Below are 24,547 nucleotides of genomic sequence, written 5' to 3'. Positions count from 1 at the left end.
GAACAATGAAATTCAGTGAACTGTGGTTACGCGAATGGGTGAACACCACGCTGGACAGCGACGCGCTTTCCAACCAGATCACCATGGCGGGTCTGGAAGTTGACGGTGTAGAGCCGGTTTCTGGCGCCTTCACCGGCGTGGTCGTGGGCGAAGTGGTTGAATGCGGTCAGCACCCTAACGCTGACAAACTGCGCGTAACAAAAGTCAATGTGGGCGGTGACCGTCTGCTGGATATCGTCTGCGGTGCGCCAAACTGCCGTCAGGGCCTGAAAGTGGCCGTGGCGACCGTCGGTGCGGTGCTGCCGGGCGATTTCAAAATCAAAGCGGCTAAGCTGCGCGGTGAGCCGTCTGAAGGCATGCTGTGCTCCTTCTCCGAACTGGGTATTTCCGACGATCACTCCGGCATTATTGAACTGCCGCAGGATGCGCCAGTTGGTACCGATATCCGCGAATACCTGAAGCTTGATGACAACACCATCGAAATCAGCGTAACGCCAAACCGTGCTGACTGTTTAGGCATCATCGGTGTGGCCCGCGACGTGGCCGTGCTGAACCAGACTGAACTGAACGTGCCGGAGATCGCTCCGGTTGAGGCAACCATCAGTGACGTGCTGCCGATACAGGTAGACGCGCCTGAGGCCTGCCCACGCTACCTCGGTCGTGTGGTGAAAGGTATTAACGTTAAAGCGCCAACCCCGCTGTGGATGAAAGAGAAACTGCGTCGCTGCGGTATCCGTTCTATCGATGCAGTCGTCGACGTCACCAACTATGTTCTGCTGGAGCTGGGCCAGCCAATGCACGCCTTTGATAAAGATCGTATCGAAGGTGGGATCGTCGTGCGCATGGCGAAAGAGGGCGAAACCCTGGTTCTGCTGGACGGCAGCGAAGCGAAACTGAACGCTGACACCCTGGTGATTGCCGATCACAACAAAGCGCTGGCGATGGGCGGGATCTTCGGCGGCGAGCACTCTGGCGTTAACGACGAGACGCAAAACGTCCTGCTGGAATGCGCGTTCTTCAGCCCGCTCTCCATCACCGGCCGCGCACGCCGTCACGGTCTGCACACTGATGCTTCTCACCGCTACGAGCGTGGCGTGGATCCTGCGCTGCAATACAAAGCGATGGAGCGTGCGACTCGCCTGCTGATCGCCATCTGCGGCGGCGAAGCGGGTCCGGTTATCGATGTGACCAACGAAGCGACGCTGCCGAAGCGTGCGACCATTACCCTGCGCCGCAGCAAGCTGGATCGCCTGATTGGTCACCACGTTGCCGATGCGCAGGTGACCGACATTCTGACGCGTCTGGGCTGCGAAGTCACTGAAGGTCAGGACGAGTGGAAAGCCGTTGCGCCATCCTGGCGTTTTGACATGGAGATCGAAGAAGATCTGGTGGAAGAAGTGGCCCGCGTGTACGGCTACAACAACATCCCTGACGAGCCGGTGCAGGCGGGTCTGGTGATGGGCAGCCATCGCGAAGCCGATCTGTCTCTGAAGCGTGTGAAAACCATGCTGAACGACAAAGGCTACCAGGAAGTGATCACCTACAGCTTCGTTGATCCTAAGCTGCAACAGCTGATCCACCCGGGTGAGGAAGCGCTGATCCTGCCAAGCCCGATTTCCAGCGAGATGTCAGCGATGCGTCTGTCCCTGTGGACGGGACTGCTGGGCACTATCGTTTATAACCAGAACCGTCAGCAAAACCATGTACGTATTTTCGAAAGCGGTTTGCGCTTTGTACCGGATACTCAGGCGAATTTAGGCATCCGTCAGGATCTCATGCTGGCCGGCGCCATCAGCGGTAACCGCTATGAAGAGCACTGGGACCTGGCAAAAGGGACGGTTGATTTCTACGATATGAAGGGCGATCTGGAAGCGATTCTCGATCTGACCGGTAAATTATCCGAAATTGAATTCCGCGCAGAAGCGATTCCAGCCCTGCATCCGGGTCAGAGTGCGGCGATCTATTTAGACGGCAAACGCGTTGGTTTCATTGGGGTTGTTCACCCGGAGCTGGAACGTAAGCTGGATCTGAATGGCCGTACCATCGTATTCGAGCTGGAGTGGAACCCGGTTGCAGACCGCGTCATTCCTCAGGCGCAGGACGTCTCACGCTTCCCGGCAAACCGCCGTGATATCGCGGTTGTGGTCGCTGAAAATGTGCCCGCAGCAGATATTTTGGCCGAATGTAAGAAAGTTGGCGTAAATCAGGTAGTTGGCGTAAACTTATTTGACGTGTACCGCGGCAAGGGCGTAGCAGAAGGTTTCAAGAGCCTCGCTATTAGCCTTATCCTTCAGGATACCAGCCGTACACTCGAAGAAGAGGAGATTGCCGCTACCGTCGCCAAATGTGTAGAGGCATTAAAAGAGCGATTCCAGGCATCATTGAGGGATTGAACCTATGGCGCTTACAAAAGCTGAAATGTCAGAATATCTGTTTGATAAGCTTGGGCTTAGCAAACGGGATGCCAAAGAGCTGGTAGAGCTGTTTTTCGAAGAGATCCGTCGTGCTCTGGAAAATGGTGAGCAGGTTAAACTCTCCGGCTTTGGCAATTTTGATTTGCGAGACAAAAACCAACGTCCGGGCCGTAACCCGAAGACGGGGGAAGATATTCCCATTACAGCCCGCCGCGTGGTGACCTTCAGACCCGGACAGAAGTTAAAAAGCCGTGTCGAAAACGCAACGCCCAAAACAGAGTAATATGAACTAACTAAAAAGGCCGCTCACGCGGCCTTTTTTCTTTGCGCTATTTGCTAAACCCGCCGTAAAATCAATGATATCTCAACCGGATAACCTATCGTCTATGCTTGATCTTGCCCGTCGCCAGCACCGCTCCGATCTCCGCCGCCTGTGTCTGCTCGGGGTGCTGTTGATTGTCGCCACCACCGTCAGCCTGTGTGCGGGCGATCGGTGGTTGGGGCCGGAAAGCTGGTTTACGCCTGAAGGACAGCTCTTTGTCTGGCAGATCCGCCTGCCGCGGACGCTGGCGGTCCTTTTAGTCGGCGCGGCGCTGGCGCTGTGCGGTACGATCATGCAGGCATTATTTGAAAACCCCCTGGCGGAACCCGGACTTCTCGGGGTCTCGAATGGCGCAGGCGTCGGGCTTATCGCCGCCGTGATGCTGGGGGGAAGCGAGCTCTCCGCCTGGGGGATTAGCCTCAGCGCAATCCTTGGCGCGCTGTTGATCACCCTTATCCTTCTGCGCTTTGCCCGTCGCCACTTATCCACCAGCCGGCTGCTGCTTGCCGGGGTAGCGTTGGGGATCATCTGTAGTGCGCTGATGACCTGGGCCGTCTACTTCTCCACCTCCTTCGATCTGCGCCAGTTAATGTACTGGATGATGGGGGGATTTGGTGGCGTCGACTGGCGTCAGGGGTGGCTGATGGTGCTCCTGATCCCGGTCATCCTGTGGACGGCGTTCCAGGCGCAGCCGCTTAATATTCTCGCGCTGGGGGAAACGTCTGCTCGCCAGCTCGGGATGCCGATTGGATTCTGGCGCAACGTGCTGGTTATCGCCATCGGCTGGATGGTGGGCGTAAGCGTGGCGCTGGCGGGGGCGATTGGCTTTATTGGGCTGGTGATCCCGCATATGCTGCGTCTGTGCGGTATTACGGACCACCGAACCCTGCTCCCGGCCTCGGCGGTTGCCGGGGCGGCAACGCTGCTGATTGCCGATATCATCGCCCGGCTCGCCCTGACGGCCGCTGAGTTGCCCATAGGCGTGGTGACCGCAACGCTGGGCGCGCCGGTCTTTATCTGGCTACTATTAAAAGCTGGACGTTAAAACACAACCTGTAAGTCAACCTGAGGGAATGCTATGCAGTCTGATATTCTGAATACCGAAGTGACGACCATTGACGGCGAGAAAACCACGCTGGAAGGCTACAAGGGCAAGGTGCTGCTCATCGTTAACGTGGCGTCGAAATGTGGCCTTACGCCGCAGTATGAACAGCTGGAAAACATTCATAAAGCCTGGGAAAAAGACGGCTTTACCGTACTCGGCTTCCCGTGCAACCAGTTCCTGGGCCAGGAGCCGGGTAGCGAAGAGGAGATTAAGACCTTTTGCAGCACAACCTATGGCGTGACGTTCCCGATGTTCAGCAAAATTGACGTGAACGGGGAAAATCGTCATCCGCTGTATGCCAAACTGGTGGCCGCGGCGCCGACCGCCGTTGCGCCTGAAGAGAGTGGTTTCTATGAACGTATGGCGAGTAAAGGCCGCGCGCCGCTCTATCCGGACGATATTCTGTGGAACTTCGAAAAATTCCTGATTGGCCGTGACGGTCAGGTTGTGCAGCGTTTTTCGCCTGACATGACGCCTGAAGATCCTATCGTGATGGAATCAATCAAGCTGGCGCTGGCGAAATAATGACGCTGCTGATGCAGCTCACGGACGTTGCCGGGAAGGGACGTCTTGAGCCTGTGACTGCCGCAGTCAACGCAGGTGAAATCCTTCACCTGGTTGGGCCAAACGGCGCCGGAAAAAGCACGCTGCTGGCGCGCATGGCGGGGCTGACCACCGGGGAAGGAGAGATTACCTTTCTCGGGCAATCGCTCGTCGACTGGCTACCCGCTACACTCGCCTCCCGTCGAAGCTACCTGGTTCAGCAGCAGGTTCCCCCCTTTGCGATGCCCGTCTGGCACTACCTGACGCTGCATCTGCCTGATAAAAATCAGGTGGGCTTGCTCAACGAGGTTGCTGCGGCGCTCGGGTTAGACGACAAGCTTACCCGGCAGGCAAATCAGCTTTCCGGCGGCGAGTGGCAGCGCGTGCGTCTGGCCGCCGTTATCCTTCAGATCCATCCGGCGGGAAATCCTCACGGGCGGTTGCTGCTGCTGGACGAGCCGATGAGCGGGCTGGACGTTGCCCAGCAGGCTGCGCTGGATACCCTGCTCAGCGCGCTGTGTCGCAAGGGGATCGCCATCGTGATGAGCAGCCATGATTTAAACCATACGTTGCGGCACGCGCATCGGGTGTGGTTGCTGGCGCGTGGCAAGCTGATTGCCAGCGGAACGCGCGACAGCGTGCTGACGGCCGCAAATCTTGCGAGCGCTTACCACATGTCGTTCCGGAGGCTGGATATTGAAGGCCACAAGATGCTCATTTCCACGGCGCAGGAATAACCTTTCTTGCACAGCTGCATAGATGCACGCTAAATTACCGAAAGAACAAAAAAAGCAGAGGATTCGTCTGAAATGCGATTCTGGTTTCTCCTTGTTGCGGCGCTCTTTCTTGCAGGATGCAGCAGCCATCGTGCACCTCCGCCCAACCCACGGCTTTCCGATTCCATTACGGTCATTGCCAGCCTGAACGATCAGCTCAGCAACTGGCGCGGCACCCCTTATCGCTACGGCGGCATGAGCCGGGGCGGGGTGGATTGCTCGGGATTCGTGCTGATGACCTTCCGCGATAAATTTGACCTCCAGCTTCCGCGTGAAACGCGTATGCAGGCGAAAATCGGCACTGAAATTGATAAAGACGAACTCCTGCCCGGCGATCTGGTCTTCTTTAAAACGGGCTCCGGTGAAAGCGGCCTTCATGTCGGCATCTATGATACCGATAATCAGTTCATTCATGCCTCGACCAGCCGTGGCGTGATGCGCTCCTCTCTGGATAATGTTTACTGGCGTAAAAACTTCTGGCAGGCCAGACGTATTTAACCGCTGCATAAAAATGCAGTGCGGAGGGCCTGGCGGTGAAAATAGACGTCAGGCTTTTCTTGCGGGTTGATTAAAGTTAAATTTTTTGCCCAATTATTTATGTCCGCATGTGCCTGTTTTATCTAAAACTGGCTATTATTCAATAACCAGGATAAAATTAATTTAGATTCAGGGAAAAATCTGAAAATTAATACGGAAAGAATGAAATTAATCTTATTAAAATCAAGACAGTGGAATTGTGCCTGCAATTGCTCCAGGATGTTCTCTCTCATCTTTAATGCAGGACAAGCGCGATGATTATTACGCTAGATAATGCTTACCAGTCTGAACTTTTACTCCTTCCGGCGCGTGATAGTGCAGGTTTGCTTAAAGGTTTAGAGATTTTGGTTAACTTTACTGGCGTGGGTGCGGACGTACGGATCCCGACTGAACTGGTTATCCCACATCTTTCTCAGGAAGATGAATTAGCGCTGTTTCAGGAGAAACTGCAATTACTCGATACCTGTAAGCTATTTTTTATTCAGCATCAGTTAATTGCATGGATCAATATTACACCTGCAATTGTTGAGTTTTTATTAACTAATGAGAACGCTGTTTCAATCCTCGAGCGTTATCCGTTTCTTGAGTTTACTGTTAATGAGAACTATCCAGGTTTAAATAACGGGAAAGACGATCCCTGTCTGGCAAGAATGGCGATCCATTTCCCCTTAGTACTGGCTAACTTTGGTGCAGGGGCATCTTCCCTTAAACCGGTTTATGATGGTCTGTTCAAACGGGTGATTCTGGATAAAAACTTTATCCAGCAGCGCGTGTCGGCACTCTCGTTTGAGCCTTTTATGCGCGCCATTCTCTGGCAGATCGCGCCGCATTGTCAGTCGGTCATGGTTTCGGGAATTGACGATCACGGCATCTTACAACGCGTGCTGCCCTTCAATTTTGGTGCAATGCAGGGAAGCCTGTGGCCTGCCGTCCCGGCAGAGCGGGTCACGACTCTCGTTCAGCAATAACCCCTTTCTTCGCCCGTGTTTACGTCCAGGGAAACCCTCTACACTTAAAGCAGGAGGACTTATGACCCTGTCTTTTACTGCTCACTGGCACGATGAATTACCCGGCTTTTACACCGCGCTTAAGCCAACGCCTTTACAAAACGCGCGTCTTATCTGGCATAACGATGCCTTAGCGGATTCGCTTGGCATCCCTTCGACGCTTTTTCAGCCAGAAAAAGGCGCCGGCGTCTGGGGCGGCGAAACGCTGCTCCCGGGCATGAAGCCGCTGGCTCAGGTCTACAGCGGACATCAGTTTGGCGTCTGGGCGGGACAGCTCGGCGATGGTCGCGGCATCCTGCTGGGTGAACAGGTTCTGCCGAATGGCGAAACGCTCGACTGGCACCTGAAAGGGGCAGGGCTAACCCCGTACTCACGCATGGGGGATGGCCGCGCGGTGCTGCGTTCAACCATCCGTGAAGCTCTGGCTTCCGAGGCGATGCATGCCCTGGGGATCCCCACCTCACGCGCGCTGTCCATTGTCACCAGCGACACGCCGGTGGCCCGCGAAACGATGGAGCAGGGGGCGTTGCTGGTCCGCGTGGCGGAAAGCCATCTGCGTTTCGGTCATTTTGAACACTTCTACTATCGCCGCGAGCCGGATAAAGTCCGCCAGCTTGCCGATTACGCCCTTCGCCGTCACTGGCCGCACCTGCAAAACGAACCAGACCGCTATGTTCTCTGGTTCCGGGATATTGTCGCCCGCACTGCCGCAATGATTGCCCGCTGGCAGGCCGTCGGCTTTGCCCACGGGGTGATGAATACCGACAACATGTCCCTGTTAGGGCTGACGTTTGACTACGGTCCGTACGGCTTCCTTGATGACTATCAGCCGGGTTACATCTGTAATCATTCGGACTATCAGGGGCGTTACCGTTTCGATAACCAGCCTGCGGTGGGGCTGTGGAACCTTCAGCGGCTTGCGCAAAGCCTGTCGCCGTTTATCGACGTCGATGCCCTGAACGATGCGCTGGACAGCTATCAGGAGGTCCTGCTGCGGGAATACGGTGTGTTAATGCGCAACAAGCTGGGGCTGATGACCCAGGAAAAAGGCGATAACGCGCTGCTGAATGGGCTGTTTGCAATCATGGCGCGGGAAGGCAGCGACTATACCCGAACCTTCCGTATGCTGAGCCAGACCGCGCAGCAGAGCGCCGCGTCACCGCTGCGCGACGAGTTCATCGATCGTCAGGCGTTTGATGACTGGTTTGCCGTTTACCGGACGCGTTTACAGCAGGAACAGATTGATGACGATACCCGCCAGACGCGGATGAAGGCGGTTAACCCGGCGATGGTGTTGCGCAACTGGCTGGCGCAGCGGGCTATTGAGCAGGCAGAGCAGGGGGACTATACCGAGCTGCATCGGCTGCATATCGCCCTGCGCACGCCGTTTGCCGACCGGGAGGATGACTATGTCAGCCGCCCGCCAGACTGGGGCAAGCGGCTGGAAGTGAGCTGCTCAAGCTAAGGGGCGAGAAAAACCTGCGGCGCGGCGTGCGCCGGATGTCTGCCGACGTGCACCTGCGCACCGTACCAGTGTGCCAGCGCGTCGGCCTGCAATACCGTCTCCGGTATGCCCTGAGAAACAATCCTGCCGTTGTGTAACAGCAGGATCCGGTCCGACCATAATGCGGCAAGATTGAGATCGTGCAGCACCACACAGGCGTGAAGATGGCCCTGACGGGTCAGCGATTTCAACAGGCGCAGCAGATGCTGCTGGTGGTAGAGATCCAGCGCGGAAGTGGGTTCGTCGAGAAACAGCCAGCCACGCGGCGTTCCGTCACGCCACAGCTGCGCCAGCGCGCGGGCGAGCTGAACGCGCTGCTGCTCGCCCCCCGAGAGGGCATGCCAGCGCCTGCCGGCCAGCGGCAGGCAACCGGTCAGCTGCAACACCTCACGCACAATCGACGGTTCCGGGTGACGCGTCCAGGGCGCACGCCCCATTCCAACGATCTCCTCCACCTGCCAGTCAAATCCAGGCTGAGACTGCTGACGCATCACCGCCCGATAGCGGGACAGCGTCTGCGGATGCCATTCACTTAGCGCTTTTCCCGCCAGCGAACAGCCGCCGCTGTCGGGTTTCAGGTAGCCGGTCAGCAGCCGCAGCAGCGTGGATTTCCCCGCGCCGTTGGGGCCGATCAATGTAACCAGCTCTCCCTGCGACAGTGACAGCGAAACGTTATCTGTCAGCGTGCGGCCAGACCGGGTAAAAGTAAGATTTTCAGCCGTATAACGTTCAGCCATGCTGTTCTCCACGACGAAAAATGAGCCATAAGAACCAGGGAGCGCCAAGGATACTGGTGAGCAGGCCGACCGGCATTTCTGCCGGAGCGACCAGGGTGCGCGCGACCGTATCCGCCACCAGCAGCAGTAAAGCGCCCGCGAGTACCGTGCCGGGGAGGGTTGCCCGGTGATCGGCGCCCAGCCACATGCGCATCAGGTGCGGCACCACGAGTCCGACAAAGCCAATCACGCCGCTGACGGCGACAGCCGCCGCGACCATCAGGGCGCTGCATAACAGTAATATTCGCTGTACAAGGGCAACGTCCACGCCAAGGTAATGCGCTTCCTCTTCACCCAGTTGCAGTAAATTTAATTCGCTGGCACAGCGCCAGATCGCCAGAACGGCAGGCACCATCAGCGAGGTCACGGCGAGCAGCGTTGACCACTGTGCCTGACCGAGACTTCCCATTCCCCAGAGTGAAAGCTGACGCAGCTGGGCGTCATTGCTGACCCACGAAAGCACACCCACTGCCGCACCGCACAGGGCATTGATGGCGATACCCACCAGCAACAGACGTGACAGAGAGGGGTCACGCTGCCTGCTGAGCAGGAAGATCACGCCTGTGGCTGCCAGCGCCCCAAGAAATGCCGCCAGCATAGGGGCGTAAAGCATCACCAGCGCGGGCAGCGAGAGCGGGAGCACCACCCACAGGGCGACGGCCAGCGCCGCACCGCTGCTGATCCCGAGCAGGCCCGGGTCGGCCAGCGGATTGCGGAACAGCCCCTGCATGACGCAGCCGGCGAGCGCCAATGACCCGCCAATCACCAGCGCCAGCAGTACGCGGGGCAGACGGATGGTAAGCCAGATCTGGCGTAGCGTCTCATCGCTGCCGCTCCACAGCACGTTCACCGGCAGGCGTAACGCCCCAAAACCGGTGGCCATGAACGTCATGACGGTAAGCAACCCCGCCAGAAGCCATAACGATAACGTGATGCGCCGGGACATCAGGGCAGTTGCTCCGCTCTGGCACGCAGCTGTTGTATGGCTTTCGGCGTGCGGACGCTGAAGCCCAGCAGGGCCATATCATCAATAGCCAGCATCTGCTTGCTTCGTCCCGCTGGCGTTTGCGCCAGACCGGGCAGTTTCCACAGATTTTCTTCGCCGCCCAGCGCGTTAAGGCCGTCCTGCGAAATCACCACCAGATCCGGCTGGCTGGCCATCACCCCCTCCTGGGAAAGCGGCTGATAGCGGGTAAAACCCTGCATGGCGTTCTGCAACCCGGCGGCGCGTATTGCCGCATCCGCGCCGGTCTGTTGCCCGGCAGCCATTGCGGTCATTCCGCCGTGGCTGAGGATAAACAGCACCCGCTTGTTGAGCGGTGTTGAGGGCAGTGCCGCCAGCGCCTGACGCAGCGAGTTGCGCAGGGTTTCCCCTTGCGCCTCATGATGCGTCGCCTGAGCTATCACCCGTACTTTTTCGTCAATCGCGCGCAGGTCAGGCGTGCCGGGAACGGTAACCACCCGGACGTGGCTCTGTTCAACCTGTTTCAGCGCCAGAGAGGGCTGTGCCTGGTCGCTTGCCAGCACCAGCGTCGGGCGTACGGACAAAATCCCCTCCGCATTCAGCTGGCGAAGATACCCCACGTCAGGCAGCGCGTTTGTTGCCTGCGGCCACTGGCTGGTACTGTCGCGCGCAACCAGAGAAGACTCCGCCCCGAGGGCGTAGACGATCTCCGTCACGTCACCGCCGAGGGCGACAATTCTCTCCGGCGCGGCGACGGCGACCAGCGGCAGGGCGCAGAGCAGGGCGAACCAGTTTTTCATGCGGCCAGCCCTTCTGGCGTCAGGGCGTCAACCTGGCGGCGCCACTGGCTCTGCTCAGGCTCGCCTTCGGTACGCTGCCCGTAGAGCTGGGCGATCTGAGTGCCATCCGCAGCAAACAGCTCCAGGCTGGTAACGTGTCCGTCCGCCGTAGGTTTACGCGTTACCCACGTCTCGGCGATAGTCTCCTCCAGCAGATGCAGGGTAAAGGTTGGGTTGAAGATGTTCAGCCAGCCTTTCATGGGCGTCAGATTTTCCACCACACCGGTGAAAATCTGCACGCAGCCGCGGTTGCCGACGAAGATCATGATTTCGTTTCCGTCCTGTCGCGCCGTCTCCAGCAGCTGTGCCAGCGCGCTGTTATCCACCTGACAGGCCAGATCGTCACTCACCAGACGAAACGCCTGCTGGCGGCTCAGGTTATGGCGCTTCAGTAAGCTAAAGAACTGATGCACATCGGTCATGGCGCGCCACTCTTTCTCCACCGATCCTGCATCAGCACCGTCGGAATGCGCAGGGGCATCGACAGCCTTCAGCGCCAGAGCGGGGTTATCGGCAGTGATAAAACGGGTCAGCACGTCGCCCCAGGCGGCAACGTCGGTGTGATCCGTGGTGTAGACCTTCAGTAAAGCGTCGCCCTGATGATCGAAGAACTGAATGCTCTGACGTTCGCCGCGGGAGGTCGTTTCACTTATGTGAAACGCGCTCGCCCACTGGTTGAGGAACAAACGCAGATCCAGCGCGCGCGGATTCAGCACCAGCCCGGCATGGCCGCCGAGGTGCTGGTGAGTAAACGCCCCGATCTGTTCGTGAACGGCGTATTCGTTACGGCAGATGCATTTGGTTTCCCCCACGGACTCCAGCGCCGCCAGAATCTCGCGGATTTCACCGCGCAGCCGCCAGGCGTCGTGTCCAACGCGCGCAAATGCCAGCTCTGCTTCGCTGATGTGCATTAATCCGGCGATATCACGGGCGTACTTACCCGGATGTTCTTCTTTAAGTTCAAGCCAGCGTGTGTAGTGACCCATAATCTTATCCTTCTGAATCGTTGCCCCGAAGGGAATTACCATTGATAACTGACGAAGATCTTGCCGTTGCGGCCATCCTGCGGGATGCCCTGCGGTGACCAGTAGGCTTTGTCGAAGGCGTTCCCCAGCACGAGGGTGGTGGTAATGCCTTTGAACTGCTGCTGGCCTTTATAGCTGACGTAGAAATCATTCACTGCGTAGCCAGGCTGCTCACTGTAGCTGCTGCTGATGTGCGTTGAACGTTCGACGAAGGTGCCGATCCAGCCCACGGAGAAGCCGCTTTGCGCCACCGGGATATCCAGCTTGCTGGTGACGGTGTCCGGGTTGATGCTGGAGATGTATTCGCCCGTGTCGGTATCTTTCCCGCGCGTGCGGTTGTAGGCCACGTCGAGGTTGAACAGGCTGGTCGCGTAGGTTGCCATCATGTCCCAGCCCCAGATTTTGGCATTGGGTACGTTATAGGACATGGTGGTGGCCGCCGCAAAATCGACGGTGGTAGAGATGTAATCTTTCGCTTTGGTGTCGAAGTAGCTGGCTTTGAACTCCAGCGCGTCGTTGGCGAGCAGCAGATCGTCAAAACGCAGCCCAAAACCGAACTCCTGGGTTTCGTTAGTTTCCGGACGCAGGTTCGGGTTCGGCACCCAGTAGTTGGTGTAGACGCTGCCGATAGAGAAGTGCTTCGAGTCGTTATACATCTCGCCCATCGTTGGCGCGCGGAAGGCCTGGGCGTAAGAGCCGAACAGCATCAGCCAGTCGGCTGGATTCACGGTTAACCCGGCGCGTGATGACCACTTATCCGCATCTACGTCGTCGTAACCGTCGCTGCTGCCGCGGTAGTTGTCGTAACGCGTCCCGCCGAGCAGCGTGACCGGCAGGTCGCGCAGGGTGATCTCATCCTGCAACCAGCCGGAGCTGAAGTCGATCTTTGCGTCCGGGAAGCCGGTGGTCGCGCCGCCAGGGTGTTGCTCCTGACGATAGTATTCCCCGCCGTAGGTCAGCAGGTGCGAGGCGAACGAGTCGCTGAACAGGCGGGTGCGGTTTTCCACTTTGCCGCCTTTGGTAGTCTGCTTACGGAACTCGCCGCTGGCGTCGATGTTCTGGGCGTTGATCCGCGCTTCGGACCAGTAAATTTTCGCATCGGCGTTCAGCCAGTCGTTTCCGGCTGGTGCAATGCGGTAACCAAGCTGGGCATCGCGCTGTATGGTGGAACGATCGGTCATCGGGTTACTGCTGCTGGCATCCGTGGTCTGCGGATTTTTCGGCTCCTGCGCGTCGTTGTTGTAGTAGCGCAGGGAGCCGCTCAGCGTCTGCGCCGGATCGATTTTCCAGCTGCCTTTCGCCAGCATATTGTTGATGGATTCGTCGTTTGGCGCCCTCGCGCCGTCACTCTGGCGAATGTCGCCGCGATCGCGGCTGGACCAGGAGACCAGACCGTCCAGGGTATCGGTGCGGCCATAGGCGCTGGCGCCCATCCCGATGCTGTGATCGCCCGTTGCACCGGTAGCAAATACGCGATAGCCGCTGTTTTTACCCGCGTCCAAAAGATCGCTGGCGTCGACGGTGTCATACGAAATCACGCCGCCCAGCGCGCCGCTGCCGTACAGCAAGGCGGAAGGGCCGCGCACCACTTCGATACGTTTGATCAGTGCCGGATCGAGAAACGTGCTGTTCAGGTGTCCGGTATCGGTGCCCTGGCGCACGCCATCCACCAGCACCAGCACGCCACGGCGATCATAACCCCGGAGGTTAACGTCCTGACCGTTGGTGCGCCCGGTGCCGTCCAGCGTCAGACCGGGCACCTTGCGCAGCAGGTCGGCGGCGGAGCTGGCGGTCTGGTTTTCCGGGGCGGTGGCGTCAATCACGCTCACCATCATGGGGGCTTCAAAGGCGCTGCGGGCATTGCCGGTGGCGGTGACGGTGATCTCGTCTGCGGCGGCAAACGTAACGCCCGGCAGGGTGCTGACAATCGCCAGCGCCAGAAGAGACGGGCGTAAAGACGCGGATTGCAGGTGTGGCATAGCAACTCTCCATAAGAATTGAAAAGCGCTGGCTGCCTGGGGATCACCTGGGTGGCTGGCGAATGTGTTGTCTGGTTTATTTAGTCAGGATCAGTTTTCCGGCATTGGTCTGGCGCAGCAGGTAGTGCTGGCCGTCATGCTCGATAATAACCCGTCCCTCCTCACCTAACAGAGTTTTGCTGTCGATTCGGCGATCGGTGGGAGCAGGGGACGGCGCTGTGTGTGTTTTTGTTGGCGTTGCCGCGCTGTTATCGGTCGTTGACATAATGTTTATAAATAACAATCAATGTAACAATGATAATCATTATCAATAAACTGCAAATTCACGGCAAGCGTTTTTGTGAAAAAAGGGTGAGAGGATCAAATTTGTGGTAGAGGTGCGGTTTGATGCCCTCACCCCGACCCTCTCCCACGGGGAGAGGGATAAGGGCACGTACCGTAGGCCGGGTAAGCGCAGCGTCACCCGGCAGGATTTTAAAAGCGCGTGTCCACGGCTGAAGCCAGCATCTCCAGCAGCCGTTCGCTGTCTTCCCAGCTCAGGCACGGGTCGGTGATTGACTGGCCGTAGACCATTTGCTGTCCGGCGACGATCTTCTGCGTGCCTTCTTTGATAAAGCTCTCCGCCATAATTCCTGCAATGGCGGTCGAGCCGCTGCGGATCTGCTGGCAAACTTCCTCGCAGACGTCCAGCTGGCGGCGGTGCTGTTTCTGACAGTTGCCGTGGCTGAAATCCACCACCAGATGCTCCGGCAGGTCAAATTCCGCCAGCGTTTCACAGGCGGCGGCAATATCTTCTGCATGGTAATTTGGTTTTTTACCGCCACGCATAATGATATGTCCGAACGGGTTGCCGCTGGTCTGGTAGATGGTCATCTGGCCGTTTTTATCCGGGGAGAGGAACATATGGCTGGCGCGTGACGCGCGGATGGCATCTACCGCAATTCGGGTATTGCCGTCCGTTCCGTTTTTGAAGCCCACCGGACAGGAGAGCGCCGACGCCATTTCACGGTGGATCTGGCTTTCGGTGGTACGCGCGCCAATCGCGCCCCAGCTTATGAGGTCGGCAATAAACTGTCCGGTCACCATATCCAGAAATTCGGTGGCAGTCGGCACGCCCAGCTCGTTAACCTGTAACAGTAGCTTGCGCGCCAGCGCAATACCGTGATTTACCCGGTAGCTACCGTTCAGATCGGGATCGGAAATCAATCCTTTCCAGCCTACGACGGTACGCGGTTTTTCAAAGTAGGTACGCATCACGATCTCCAGGCGATCCTGATACGTGCCGCGCAGCGTCTGAAGGCGTTGTGCATAATCCATTGCCGCGTCCAGGTCGTGGATGGAGCAGGGGCCAATCACCACCAGAAGACGTTTGTCTTCACCATTGAGAATTTTTTCGATGCGGCGACGGGAGGCCGTCACATGGTCCGCCACCTCGGCGGATACGGGATGCAGCCGGGCCAGTTCAGCCGGTGTGACCAGGCTATCAATGCGCGCGGTGCGCAGTTCGTCGGTTTTGTTCATGGAATGTCTCAGAAATTTTTTGCTTCATCGGCAGACTACCGGGAAGTGATGGGCATCACCTTAAACCAATCCCTGCTGATTTCAAGTTCGGGGCACGTCGCCCCGAGGATGGCATGATAATAACTGAAACTGGATTAATGTACTAGCATATTAGTACATGCGGCGATTCAGCCCCATGATATCGAGGATCTTGGTGGCAATTTCTTCTACTGAATAGTTGGTACTGTTCAGCCAGGGAATTTGATTTTTCCGGTATAGCGCTTCGACTTCGGAGACTTCCATTCGGCACTGGCGCATCGAGGCGTAGCGGCTGTTCTCGCGACGTTCTTCGCGGATCGCCGCCAGGCGTTCCGGGTTGATGGTCAGCCCAAACAGCTTATGCTGGAGCGGCTTGAGCGCGGCGGGAAGCACCAGGTTATCCATATCATCGGCAATAAAGGGGTAGTTGGCGGCACGAATGCCAAACTGCATCGCCAGGTAAAGGCTGGTGGGGGTTTTACCGCAGCGCGACACGCCGAGCAAAATCACCTGCGCCTGGTCGAGATTGCGCAGGGAGATCCCGTCGTCGTGCGCCAGGGTGTAGTCAATGGCGGCAATACGCGCATCGTATTTGGTCAGGTTGCCGGGGTTCAACCCGTGGGTACGGTGGGCGATCGGCGTCGGGTCGAGCTTCAGCTCGCTTTGCAAGGGGGCAACCAGCGCCTGCACGATGTCCTGACAGAAGCCCTCGCTTTGCAGAATGATGTTGCGGATCTCAGGGATCACAATGGAATAGAACACCAGCGGACGAACGCCGGTCTGCTGGTAAATAGCGTCGATCTGGTCCTTAACCGCTTTGGCCCGGCTCTCATTTTCCACGAACGGCAGCGTGATGCTGTTTATCGATACCGGAAACTGCGACATCACCGCGTGTCCCAGCACCTCGGCGGTAATCGCCGTCCCATCAGAAATATAAAAAACGTGGCGATCGACAGCATTATCCATTTTATCCACCCTGAATAGCGTACGTAATTGCCTGAAAGCATAAATTAAAAAAGTTAATTTCACAGCAAAGAACTTATCTGAATTTAAAATGAAATGGTGTTTTTGATTTTCCTGAAAAGTGGATTTCATTTTCCGAATAGCGGCTTTATTTCTATGGTTTTTGCCGGAATCTATAGGAATCATCGGGTTAGCGAGTGCCGGGAAACTGTCCGAAAAGTTGAAAATTTAAATTGCTTACACGATTCACCGTTTTTTTAGCGGAAATAAATATGCCAGTATAAATACGTAGTCAGGTGTTTCTTACTCCGATCAAATATCACAAAAGGATTGTTTCGATGTCCAACAATGGCTCGTCACCGCTGGTGCTTTGGTATAACCAACTCGGCATGAATGATGTAGACAGAGTTGGGGGCAAAAATGCCTCCCTGGGTGAAATGATTACAAATCTGTCCGGTATGGGTGTCTCCGTACCTAACGGGTTTGCCACAACCGCCGATGCGTTTAACCTGTTTTTAGACCAGAGCGGTGTAAACCAGCGCATTTACGACCTGCTGGATAAAACGGATATTGATGATGTCACCGAGCTTGCCAAAGCCGGCGCGCAAATCCGCCAGTGGATTATCGACACACCTTTCCAGCCGGAACTGGAAAAAGCCATTCACGACGCGTACAACCAGCTCTCCGCTGACGATGCGCAGGCCTCCTTTGCCGTGCGCTCTTCCGCTACAGCAGAAGATATGCCGGATGCCTCTTTCGCCGGGCAGCAGGAAACCTTCCTCAACGTCCAGGGTTACGAGGCGGTGCTGGTGGCGGTGAAGCATGTGTTTGCTTCCCTGTTCAACGACCGCGCCATCTCCTATCGCGTGCATCAGGGGTATGACCACCGCGGCGTGGCGCTCTCCGCAGGCGTACAGCGCATGGTGCGTTCCGACGTAGGCTCTTCCGGCGTGATGTTCTCTATCGACACTGAATCCGGCTTCGACCAGGTGGTGTTTATCACCTCCGCATGGGGTCTGGGCGAGATGGTGGTGCAGGGGGCGGTGAACCCTGACGAATTCTACGTGCACAAGCCTACGCTGGCGGCTAACCGTCCGGCAGTGGTACGCCGCACCATGGGCTCGAAAAAAATCCGCATGATCTATGCTCCGACGCAAGAGCATGGCAAGCAGGTCACCATTGAAGATGTGCCGCAGGAGCAGCGGGATCGCTTCTCGCTGACCGACGCCGAAGTGGAAGAGCTGGCGAAGCAGGCGGTGCAGATTGAAAAACACTATGGCCGTCCAATGGACATCGAGTGGGCGAAAGACGGACACACCGGCAAGCTGTTTATCGTGCAGGCGCGTCCGGAAACCGTCCGTTCACGCGGTCAGGTCATGGAGCGCTACACCCTGCACGCGCAGGGCAAAATTGTCGCGGAAGGCCGCGCAATTGGTCACCGCATCGGTGCCGGTCCGGTGAAAGTGATCCACGACATCAGCGAAATGAACCGCATTCAGCCCGGCGACGTGCTGGTGACCGACATGACCGACCCGGACTGGGAACCGATCATGAAAAAAGCGGCTGCCATCGTCACCAACCGCGGTGGCCGTACCTGTCACGCGGCTATTATCGCCCGTGAGCTGGGGATCCCGGCGGTAGTCGGCTGCGGTGACGCGACCGAACGCATGAAGGATGACCAGAAGGTGACGGTCTCCTGTGCCGAAGGCGATACCGGTTACGTGTATGCCGATATCCTCGACTTCAGCGTGAAAAGCTCCAGCGTGGATACCATGCCGGACCTGCCGCTGAAGATCATGATGAACGTCGGCAACCCGGACCGCGCGTTTGACTTCGCCTGCCTGCCGAACGAAGGCGTGGGCCTGGCGCGTCTGGAATTTATTATTAACCGTATGATCGGGGTGCACCCGCGTGCGCTGCTGGAGTTCGACGACCAGGACGCAAAACTGCAAAACGAAATCCGCGAGATGATGAAGGGTTACGACTCGCCGAGAGAGTTCTATGTGGGTCGTCTGACGGAAGGGATCGCCACGCTCGGCGCGGCCTTCTACCCGAAACGCGTGATCGTGCGTCTGTCGGACTTTAAGTCCAACGAATACGCCAACCTGGTGGGCGGCGAACGCTACGAGCCGGAAGAAGAGAACCCGATGCTGGGCTTCCGCGGCGCCGGGCGCTACGTGTCGGAAAGCTTCCGCGACTGCTTCGCGCTGGAGTGCGAGGCGGTAAAACGCGTGCGCAACGACATGGGGCTGACCAACGTGGAAATCATGATCCCGTTCGTCCGTACCGTGGATCAGGCGAAGGCGGTGGTAGATGAGCTGGCGCGTCAGGGGCTGAAGCGCGGCGAGAACGGGCTGAAGATCATCATGATGTGTGAAATTCCGTCCAACGCCCTGCTGGCCGAGCAGTTCCTGGAGCACTTCGACGGCTTCTCCATTGGCTCGAATGACATGACGCAGCTGGCGCTCGGCCTGGACCGCGACTCCGGCGTCGTCTCTGAGCTGTTCGATGAGCGTAACGAGGCGGTGAAAGCGCTGCTCTCCATGGCCATCCGCGCGGCGAAGAAACAGGGTAAATATGTCGGGATTTGCGGCCAGGGTCCTTCTGACCATGAAGACTTTGCGGCCTGGCTGATGGACGAGGGGATTGATAGCCTCTCCCTGAACCCGGACACCGTGGTGCAGACCTGGCTGAGCCTGGCAGAGCTGAACAAGTAAAACCTGCATAACCTGAAAAAGGCGAGGATATCTGTCCTCGCCTTTTTTATTTTCCTGCGAATATGCTCACCATCACAAATAAAGCAAAAAACCAAATATCATAATTTATCTGTTAATTTAGACAATTGTTAGCGGGCAGGGCGTTGCTAATACTTGAGCCTTACCGCGTACATCCGTCGGGATGATGCGCGACTGGTTGAAATACGTTTTAACCTGATAAAAAGGCAAATAACAATGACAATCTCCTCTGTATTACGTACCAAAGATAAAATAGGTTATGGCCTCGGCGATATGGCCAGCGCGCTGGTCTGGCAAACGGCAACGTTATTTCTCGCTTATTTCTATACGGACGTATTCGGTTTGCCGGCGGCCATTATGGGCACCATGTTTTTAGTGGTGCGCGTGGTCGATGCGTTTGTCGACCCGTGCATTGGCGCGCTGGTGGACCGCACTCAGACCCGCCACGGTCGTTTTCGTCCCTGGCTGCTCTGGTTTGCCATTCCGTTTGGCGTGAGCTGCCTGATTACCTTCTACGTACCGGATGCCGGGGCGACGGCAAAAATTGTCTATGCCTGCGTAACCTATGCCATCCTGAGCCTGATCTACTCCGCGATTAACGTCCCTTACTGCGCCATGCCCGGCGCGCTGACGCTCGACCCGCGCGAACGCCACTCGCTGCAATCCTGGCGCTTTGGCCTGTCGTTTATCGGCGGGTTGATTGTGACGGTCATCGCGCTGCCGCTGGTCTCATTATTAGGCCAGGGGAATGTGCAAAAAGGCTATTTCTATGCCATGAGCCTGATGGGGCTGCTGGGTATTGTTTTATTCTTCTGCTGCTTCTTTATGACCCGGGAGCGTTACTCGCCGCGCAATGACACCTCCGGCTCGATGCTGACGGATTTAAAACTGCTGGCCGCTAACAGCCAGTGGCGAATTGTTTTTCTGTTTAATATTTTACTGTTAACCGCCGTCGTGACGCGTGGCTCTGCGACCATGTATTACGTCAACTATGTTCTGTTACGTCCGGAACTGGTTTTTGCCTTTATTGTTTCCGGCATGGTGGCCTCCTTAAGCGGCGCATTATTATCTGAACGCCTGCTGGGGAAATTTGACCGGGTGCGTGCCTATCAGTGGACCATTATTTCTTTCGTTATTTTTGGCGCGCTGATTTTCTTCATTCCGCCTTCGCAGGTGTGGCTGATATTCGGTCTGAATATTGTGTTTAGCTTTATTCAGAACCTGACCACGCCGCTGCAATGGACGATGTTCTCCGATGTGGTGGACTACGAAGAACACCGTAGCGGCCGCCGCCTGGACGGGCTGGTCTTTTCTACCGCCCTGTTTGCCATCAAGTTTGGGCTGGCGCTGGGCGGGGCGGTGGTCGGTTGGGTGCTTGGCATGGTGGATTACGCTCCCGGTCAGGCAAACCAGGCGCCTCACGTTCTTGCAACCATCAATGCCCTGTTCACCCTGATCCCCTGCGCGCTGTTCCTCTGCATGGTGGCGCTCCTTGCCATCTACAAACTTAACAGCCGGCTGGTGGACAGCATCGCCCGCGAGCTGGCCAGCAAACGCGATAGTCGAAACGATGCGGGGCAGCTCAGCCCGGCAACCCAATCCGCACTACAGGAGTAAACCATGACTGCGATCTACAAGGACGCGGGACGTCCCGTACACGAGCGTGTCGCTGATTTACTGGCGCGTATGACGCCGGAAGAGAAATTTGCCCAGATGCACGCGTACTGGCTGATCCTCGATGAACACGGCAACCACCGCGAGCGCAGCGATCTGAGCGATGAATTCGCTGGCGTAAGCGAACAGGCGTCCCTCGGCGAAAGGCTGAAGCTCGGCGTCGGGCAGATCACCCGTCCGCTCGGCACGCACATTGTTGATGCAAAAACCGGCGTGCGTGCCGCCAACCGCCTGCAACGCATGATGATGGAGGAGACCCGGCTCGGCATTCCGGCGCTGTTTCATGAGGAGTGTCTGGTGGGGCTGCTGTGCAAAGATGCAACCCTGTTCCCGTCGTCGCTGAACTACGGTTCCACCTGGGACCCGGCGCTGGTGCAGCGCGCGGCGGAGCAGATTGGCAAAGAGGCCCGATCCGTCGGGTGCCAGCAGGGGCTGGCCCCGGTACTGGATGTCTCGCGCGATGTGCGCTGGGGACGGACGGAAGAGACCTTTGGGGAAGATCCGTGGCTGGTAGGGGTGATGGCGACGGCCTACGTGAAGGGGTTGCAGGGCGATAAGCGCGATCTGCTGGCGACCCTGAAACATTACGTCGGCCACTCCTTCAGCGAAGGGGCGCGCAACCATGCGCCGGTCCACCTCGGTTTCAGCGAGCTAAACGATACCTTCCTGCTGCCGTTTGAGATGGCGGTGAAGCTGGCCAACGCCGGTTCGGTGATGCCAGCCTATCACGACATTGATAATCAGCCAGGACACAGCGACCATTTCCTGCTCACCACCGTGCTGCGTGAACAGTGGGGCTTCGACGGCATTATCGTGGCGGATTACGGCGGCGTCAGCCTGCTGCACCAGCACCACGGGATTTCTCACGATCCAGCACAATCGGCGGCGCTGGCGTTTAACGCCGGGCTGGACGTGGAATTGCCTAAGGATGACTGCGCGCGTCATCTGGCGGAAGCGGTAGAGCGTGGGCTTATCTCAATGGCGAAAGTGGATGAGATTGTGGCGCGCGTGCTCAGTGAAAAATTCCGTCTCGGACTGTTTGAAAAACCGTACGCCGACGAAGACGGTATCGATTTGCAGAATGAGGCGACCCGGCAGGTGGCGCGCGAGGTGGCAACAAAATCGATCACGCTGCTGGAAAATAACGGCATTTTGCCCCTCGGCGGAAAACCCCGTGTAGCGGTAGTGGGGCCGACGGCGGACGATCCGCTGGCGCTGCTGAGCGGCTACAGCTTCCCGGTTCATCTGATCATCAGCGATATGGTTGAAGAGACCTCGCAGGTGACTACCCCGCGCGCGGCGCTGGAACAGTACCTTGGCGCATCGCAGATACGTTACGCCAAAGGGTGCCACATTATCGAAAAACGGATGGCGGGCGCGCCGGTGTTCCCGGGCGACAGCGGCGGTAAACCGATGCAGCAATCGCCGGTTTCACAACGCACGGATCTGATCCCCGACGCCGTGAGCGCGGCAGAAGAGAGTGACGTGGTGGTGGCCTGCGTGGGCGACCTCGCCGGGCTGTTCCAGAGCGGCACCGTGGGGGAAGGGTCGGATACCGATTCGCTGGATCTGCCGGGCGTGCAGCAACAGCTGCTGGAGGCGCTGGTGGCTACCGGTAAGCCGGTCATTGTCGTCATGACGGGCGGGCGGCCTTATAACCTTCAGGGGCTGGAAGAGAAGGTGGCCGCGCTGATGATGGCCTGGGCGCCGGGGCAGGAAGGGGGCTGGGCGATTGCCGATGTCTTAACCGGCCGCGCGGAGCCGCAGGGCAGGCTGGTAGTGAGTGTGCCGAAAAATGCCGGGGCGATGCCGTACTACTATAACCACAAGCTGAAAAGCGGCGGCACGCCGTTTGCGTTCCATTTCGGCGCACTTTACCCGTTCGGTTACGGTCTCGGCTGGACGCAGTTTCGCTGGGGCGCGGCTCGCCTGGCTGAAAGCCGCGTCCCGATCGACGGAGAGGTGGCGTTAAGCGTCGATATCACCAACACCGGCGAGCGCAGCGGCAGCGAAGTGGTGCAGGTGTACGTACGCGATAAGGTCGCCACGCAGGTGCGTCCGCTTCAGGAGCTGAAAGCGTTCCAGCGCGTGGCGCTTTCACCGGGAGAAACCGCCACGCTGATCTTTACCCTGCCGGTGGAGATGTTTAATTTCACCCGCCGGGACGGGAAGCGGATTGTCGAGCCAGGGGAATTTGAGCTACAGGTTGGCGCGTCCTCGGCGGATATTCGCGCGGTGGTGAACGTGCAGGTAAGCGGAGAGACGCGCGTGCTGGCGGGGGAGTGGCGGATGCTCAGTCGCTGTGACATTACACGGCCGTAAAAAGGATAAAAAAAAGCCCATCGTGGGAGATGGGCAAAGACTACACACAGCAATTCGTTGTTTCACTCAGGGGATTTCCATGCTTATAAATCAAGGTGTTGATTTATAACCGTGTCTTAATAGTAGGCATGCCAGGATTTTGAGTCGATCGGATTCGTCTCAATAGTTAAAGGGAGGTAAAGATTTCTTGAAGAGAATGACGGTTTTAGGCAGGAAAAGGCGGGTCTGACCAGTGCGCAGAGAATAAATAGTTTAGCAACGTTTAAGTATTGCTGTGGAGAGTGTAGGCCGGGTAAGCGTTAGCGCCACCCGGCATCCGTTCTTACTGCGCGTTCTTATCTTCCAGCTCTTCAAGTTCGCTTAAGATGACATCCGGATCGGTTCCCGGCGCTGGCACTTCATGCACCCAGGCGGAGAAGAGTCGCCAGGTCACCGCAAGCAGCACCGGACCGATGAACAGGCCAATCATGCCGAAGGCAATTAACCCTCCAATTACCCCGGACAGGATCAGAATCAGCGGCAGGTCAGCGCCCATGCGGATGAGGAGGGGACGGATCACATTATCCATGGTGCCCACCACGCAACTCCAGACCAGCAGCACCGTGCCCCAGGTCGTATCCCCCGTCCAGTAAAGCCAGATAATGCAGGGAACCAGCACCAGCAGCGGACCGAGCTGCGCCAGACAGGTCATCAGCATGACGACGGTGAAAATGGTGGCATACGGTACGCCGGAAATCGCCAGCCCGATTCCGCCAAGCACCGCCTGCACCAGCGCCGTGACCACCACGCCGAGCGCCACCGCGCGGACGGCCTGGGCTGCCAGCAGCACGGCCGCATCGCCGCGTTTACCTGCCAGTCGGGTGGCGAAATGGCGTACCCCCAGCGCAACCTGCTCGCCGCGCCAGTACAGCAGGGCGCTGAAGACCAGCATCAACGTACAGTGCATCATGAAGCGACCGATGTGCGCAGCCTGCCCCACAAACCAGGTGGTGGTTGTGCCGATGTACGGACGCACTTTGGCCATCAGGGCGCTACCGCCCATCTCCAGCAGGCTGTGCCAGCCGCTGTACAGTTTTGCGCCCACAACAGGAATGCTGTTCAGCCACGCGAGATCCGGCAGCGTCATATCACCGCTGGTGACCGCGCGAATAACCGGGCCGCTACTGTCAACCAGGCTGTTAACCAGCAGTGCAATGGGAATAATAAACAGCAGGAACAACAGCAATGTCATCACCAGCACGGCCAGGCCGCGGCGACCAAACAGCAGTTTCTGCAAACGTAAGAGTAAAGGCCAGGTTGCGACGACGACGGTCGCGGCCCAGGCAAATCCGAGCACGAAAGGACGAACAATCCACAGACACGCAATAATCATAATGGCTAAGAACAACACCGACAGCAGTATCTGCGCGACATCCCTGGGCTGACGAAGATTGACCATAAACGAAACTTTCCTTAAATGAACACCAGCAAGGCTGATGGGAATATAAACCGCATCTCTCTAATCATTAGTGATTTCAGCGATT

Annotated in this window: 20 protein-coding genes and 1 other RNA gene; 11 read left to right on the top strand and 10 right to left on the bottom strand. The window is 57.5% G+C overall.

Going from position 1 to position 24,547, the window contains the following annotated elements:
- Nucleotides 1–5: 5 nt before the first annotated feature.
- From pheT to selO, 8 genes are all read left to right on the top strand, one after another.
- Nucleotides 6–2,393 carry a phenylalanine--tRNA ligase subunit beta gene (pheT, locus tag ACOTW6_RS05605; protein ID WP_421766233.1) on the top strand — a complete coding sequence of 796 codons (2,388 nt, stop codon included), beginning with the start codon at nt 6–8 and terminating at the stop codon, nt 2,391–2,393.
- A gap of 4 nt (nt 2,394–2,397) precedes the next feature.
- Nucleotides 2,398–2,697 (top strand): integration host factor subunit alpha, encoded by a 300-nt coding sequence (gene ihfA, locus ACOTW6_RS05600; RefSeq protein WP_013097001.1) that lies wholly within the window; start codon nt 2,398–2,400, stop codon nt 2,695–2,697.
- A gap of 103 nt (nt 2,698–2,800) precedes the next feature.
- Nucleotides 2,801–3,781: a vitamin B12 ABC transporter permease BtuC gene (btuC, locus tag ACOTW6_RS05595; protein WP_045334064.1), complete on the top strand. Its 981-nt coding sequence runs from the start codon at nt 2,801–2,803 to the stop codon at nt 3,779–3,781.
- A gap of 33 nt (nt 3,782–3,814) precedes the next feature.
- On the top strand, nt 3,815–4,366 hold the full coding sequence (locus ACOTW6_RS05590) for a glutathione peroxidase (protein WP_022650905.1): 552 nt from the start codon (nt 3,815–3,817) through the stop codon (nt 4,364–4,366).
- Complete coding sequence (btuD, locus tag ACOTW6_RS05585; protein WP_045141494.1) at nt 4,366–5,121, top strand: vitamin B12 ABC transporter ATP-binding protein BtuD; 756 nt, start codon at nt 4,366–4,368, stop codon at nt 5,119–5,121. Before ACOTW6_RS05590 ends, btuD begins: the two co-directional genes overlap by 1 nt.
- 72 nt (nt 5,122–5,193) lie before the next feature.
- Complete coding sequence (locus ACOTW6_RS05580) at nt 5,194–5,658, top strand: NlpC/P60 family protein (protein ID WP_015570730.1); 465 nt, start codon at nt 5,194–5,196, stop codon at nt 5,656–5,658.
- 293 nt (nt 5,659–5,951) lie between these two features.
- On the top strand, nt 5,952–6,665 hold the full coding sequence (locus tag ACOTW6_RS05575) for an EAL domain-containing protein (protein WP_032619829.1): 714 nt from the start codon (nt 5,952–5,954) through the stop codon (nt 6,663–6,665).
- Between the two features lie 61 nt (nt 6,666–6,726).
- Nucleotides 6,727–8,169, top strand: coding sequence for a protein adenylyltransferase SelO (selO, locus tag ACOTW6_RS05570; protein WP_213788651.1), 1,443 nt, complete (start codon nt 6,727–6,729; stop codon nt 8,167–8,169).
- On the opposite strand, the gene ACOTW6_RS05565 is transcribed toward selO, so the two are convergent.
- The 8 genes from ACOTW6_RS05565 to ppsR all read right to left on the bottom strand — a co-directional run bounded on the left by ACOTW6_RS05565 (nt 8,166) and on the right by ppsR (nt 16,296).
- Nucleotides 8,166–8,945: a heme ABC transporter ATP-binding protein gene (locus ACOTW6_RS05565; RefSeq protein ID WP_062932561.1), complete on the bottom strand. Its 780-nt coding sequence runs from the start codon at nt 8,943–8,945 to the stop codon at nt 8,166–8,168. The genes selO and ACOTW6_RS05565 overlap by 4 nt on opposite strands.
- Nucleotides 8,938–9,930, bottom strand: a complete 993-nt coding sequence (locus tag ACOTW6_RS05560; RefSeq protein ID WP_121479079.1) for a FecCD family ABC transporter permease — start codon at nt 9,928–9,930, stop codon at nt 8,938–8,940. The genes ACOTW6_RS05565 and ACOTW6_RS05560 overlap by 8 nt, the downstream gene beginning before the upstream one ends.
- Complete coding sequence (locus ACOTW6_RS05555; RefSeq protein ID WP_032104821.1) at nt 9,930–10,748, bottom strand: heme/hemin ABC transporter substrate-binding protein; 819 nt, start codon at nt 10,746–10,748, stop codon at nt 9,930–9,932. Before ACOTW6_RS05555 ends, ACOTW6_RS05560 begins: the two co-directional genes overlap by 1 nt.
- Nucleotides 10,745–11,773, bottom strand: coding sequence for a hematinate-forming heme oxygenase ChuS (gene chuS / locus ACOTW6_RS05550; RefSeq protein ID WP_121479456.1), 1,029 nt, complete (start codon nt 11,771–11,773; stop codon nt 10,745–10,747). Before chuS ends, ACOTW6_RS05555 begins: the two co-directional genes overlap by 4 nt.
- A gap of 35 nt (nt 11,774–11,808) precedes the next feature.
- Nucleotides 11,809–13,791, bottom strand: coding sequence for a TonB-dependent hemoglobin/transferrin/lactoferrin family receptor (locus tag ACOTW6_RS05545; RefSeq protein WP_047051461.1), 1,983 nt, complete (start codon nt 13,789–13,791; stop codon nt 11,809–11,811).
- Nucleotides 13,792–13,867: 76 nt separating this feature from the next.
- The gene (gene hemP, locus ACOTW6_RS05540; RefSeq protein ID WP_062932565.1) at nt 13,868–14,056 is read right to left on the bottom strand and encodes a hemin uptake protein HemP; all 189 of its coding nucleotides are present in this window, start codon (nt 14,054–14,056) and stop codon (nt 13,868–13,870) included.
- 209 nt (nt 14,057–14,265) lie between these two features.
- Nucleotides 14,266–15,312, bottom strand: coding sequence for a 3-deoxy-7-phosphoheptulonate synthase AroH (gene aroH / locus ACOTW6_RS05535; RefSeq protein WP_045336613.1), 1,047 nt, complete (start codon nt 15,310–15,312; stop codon nt 14,266–14,268).
- Between the two features lie 150 nt (nt 15,313–15,462).
- Entirely contained in the window at nt 15,463–16,296 is an 834-nt protein-coding gene (gene ppsR / locus ACOTW6_RS05530; protein ID WP_017384644.1) for a posphoenolpyruvate synthetase regulatory kinase/phosphorylase PpsR, read from the bottom strand.
- 335 nt (nt 16,297–16,631) lie between these two features.
- Here ppsR and ppsA point away from each other — a divergent pair, with 335 nt between their 5' ends.
- The 3 genes from ppsA to ACOTW6_RS05515 all read left to right on the top strand — a co-directional run bounded on the left by ppsA (nt 16,632) and on the right by ACOTW6_RS05515 (nt 23,024).
- Entirely contained in the window at nt 16,632–19,010 is a 2,379-nt protein-coding gene (gene ppsA, locus ACOTW6_RS05525; protein ID WP_023296353.1) for a phosphoenolpyruvate synthase, read from the top strand.
- 234 nt (nt 19,011–19,244) lie between these two features.
- Nucleotides 19,245–20,645: an MFS transporter gene (locus ACOTW6_RS05520; protein WP_017384642.1), complete on the top strand. Its 1,401-nt coding sequence runs from the start codon at nt 19,245–19,247 to the stop codon at nt 20,643–20,645.
- A gap of 3 nt (nt 20,646–20,648) precedes the next feature.
- Entirely contained in the window at nt 20,649–23,024 is a 2,376-nt protein-coding gene (locus ACOTW6_RS05515; RefSeq protein ID WP_213788653.1) for a glycoside hydrolase family 3 N-terminal domain-containing protein, read from the top strand.
- 5 nt (nt 23,025–23,029) lie between these two features.
- Here the strand turns inward: ACOTW6_RS05515 and rprA are convergent.
- Nucleotides 23,030–23,137, bottom strand: an RNA gene (gene rprA / locus ACOTW6_RS05510) — antisense sRNA RprA.
- Nucleotides 23,138–23,346: 209 nt separating this feature from the next.
- On the bottom strand, nt 23,347–24,462 hold the full coding sequence (gene ydiK, locus ACOTW6_RS05505; RefSeq protein WP_045911644.1) for an AI-2E family transporter YdiK: 1,116 nt from the start codon (nt 24,460–24,462) through the stop codon (nt 23,347–23,349).
- Nucleotides 24,463–24,547 lie beyond the last annotated feature (85 nt).

The sequence above is a fragment of the Enterobacter cloacae complex sp. IR5403 genome, from assembly GCF_049238705.1.
Classification (GTDB): domain Bacteria; phylum Pseudomonadota; class Gammaproteobacteria; order Enterobacterales; family Enterobacteriaceae; genus Enterobacter; species Enterobacter hormaechei_C.
This window is presented reverse-complemented; position numbering and strand designations above follow the sequence as displayed.

What these genes read in the sequence shown, in the direction of transcription:
- pheT (WP_421766233.1), top strand. Translation starts at nt 6, where the DNA reads ATGAAATTCAGTGAACTGTGGTTACGCGAATGGGTGAACACCACGCTG.
- ihfA (WP_013097001.1), top strand. Translation starts at nt 2,398, where the DNA reads ATGGCGCTTACAAAAGCTGAAATGTCAGAATATCTGTTTGATAAGCTT.
- btuC (WP_045334064.1), top strand. Translation starts at nt 2,801, where the DNA reads ATGCTTGATCTTGCCCGTCGCCAGCACCGCTCCGATCTCCGCCGCCTG.
- ACOTW6_RS05590 (WP_022650905.1), top strand. Translation starts at nt 3,815, where the DNA reads ATGCAGTCTGATATTCTGAATACCGAAGTGACGACCATTGACGGCGAG.
- btuD (WP_045141494.1), top strand. Translation starts at nt 4,366, where the DNA reads ATGACGCTGCTGATGCAGCTCACGGACGTTGCCGGGAAGGGACGTCTT.
- ACOTW6_RS05580 (WP_015570730.1), top strand. Translation starts at nt 5,194, where the DNA reads ATGCGATTCTGGTTTCTCCTTGTTGCGGCGCTCTTTCTTGCAGGATGC.
- ACOTW6_RS05575 (WP_032619829.1), top strand. Translation starts at nt 5,952, where the DNA reads ATGATTATTACGCTAGATAATGCTTACCAGTCTGAACTTTTACTCCTT.
- selO (WP_213788651.1), top strand. Translation starts at nt 6,727, where the DNA reads ATGACCCTGTCTTTTACTGCTCACTGGCACGATGAATTACCCGGCTTT.
- ACOTW6_RS05565 (WP_062932561.1), bottom strand. Translation starts at nt 8,945, where the DNA reads ATGGCTGAACGTTATACGGCTGAAAATCTTACTTTTACCCGGTCTGGC.
- ACOTW6_RS05560 (WP_121479079.1), bottom strand. Translation starts at nt 9,930, where the DNA reads ATGTCCCGGCGCATCACGTTATCGTTATGGCTTCTGGCGGGGTTGCTT.
- ACOTW6_RS05555 (WP_032104821.1), bottom strand. Translation starts at nt 10,748, where the DNA reads ATGAAAAACTGGTTCGCCCTGCTCTGCGCCCTGCCGCTGGTCGCCGTC.
- chuS (WP_121479456.1), bottom strand. Translation starts at nt 11,773, where the DNA reads ATGGGTCACTACACACGCTGGCTTGAACTTAAAGAAGAACATCCGGGT.
- ACOTW6_RS05545 (WP_047051461.1), bottom strand. Translation starts at nt 13,791, where the DNA reads ATGCCACACCTGCAATCCGCGTCTTTACGCCCGTCTCTTCTGGCGCTG.
- hemP (WP_062932565.1), bottom strand. Translation starts at nt 14,056, where the DNA reads ATGTCAACGACCGATAACAGCGCGGCAACGCCAACAAAAACACACACA.
- aroH (WP_045336613.1), bottom strand. Translation starts at nt 15,312, where the DNA reads ATGAACAAAACCGACGAACTGCGCACCGCGCGCATTGATAGCCTGGTC.
- ppsR (WP_017384644.1), bottom strand. Translation starts at nt 16,296, where the DNA reads ATGGATAATGCTGTCGATCGCCACGTTTTTTATATTTCTGATGGGACG.
- ppsA (WP_023296353.1), top strand. Translation starts at nt 16,632, where the DNA reads ATGTCCAACAATGGCTCGTCACCGCTGGTGCTTTGGTATAACCAACTC.
- ACOTW6_RS05520 (WP_017384642.1), top strand. Translation starts at nt 19,245, where the DNA reads ATGACAATCTCCTCTGTATTACGTACCAAAGATAAAATAGGTTATGGC.
- ACOTW6_RS05515 (WP_213788653.1), top strand. Translation starts at nt 20,649, where the DNA reads ATGACTGCGATCTACAAGGACGCGGGACGTCCCGTACACGAGCGTGTC.
- ydiK (WP_045911644.1), bottom strand. Translation starts at nt 24,462, where the DNA reads ATGGTCAATCTTCGTCAGCCCAGGGATGTCGCGCAGATACTGCTGTCG.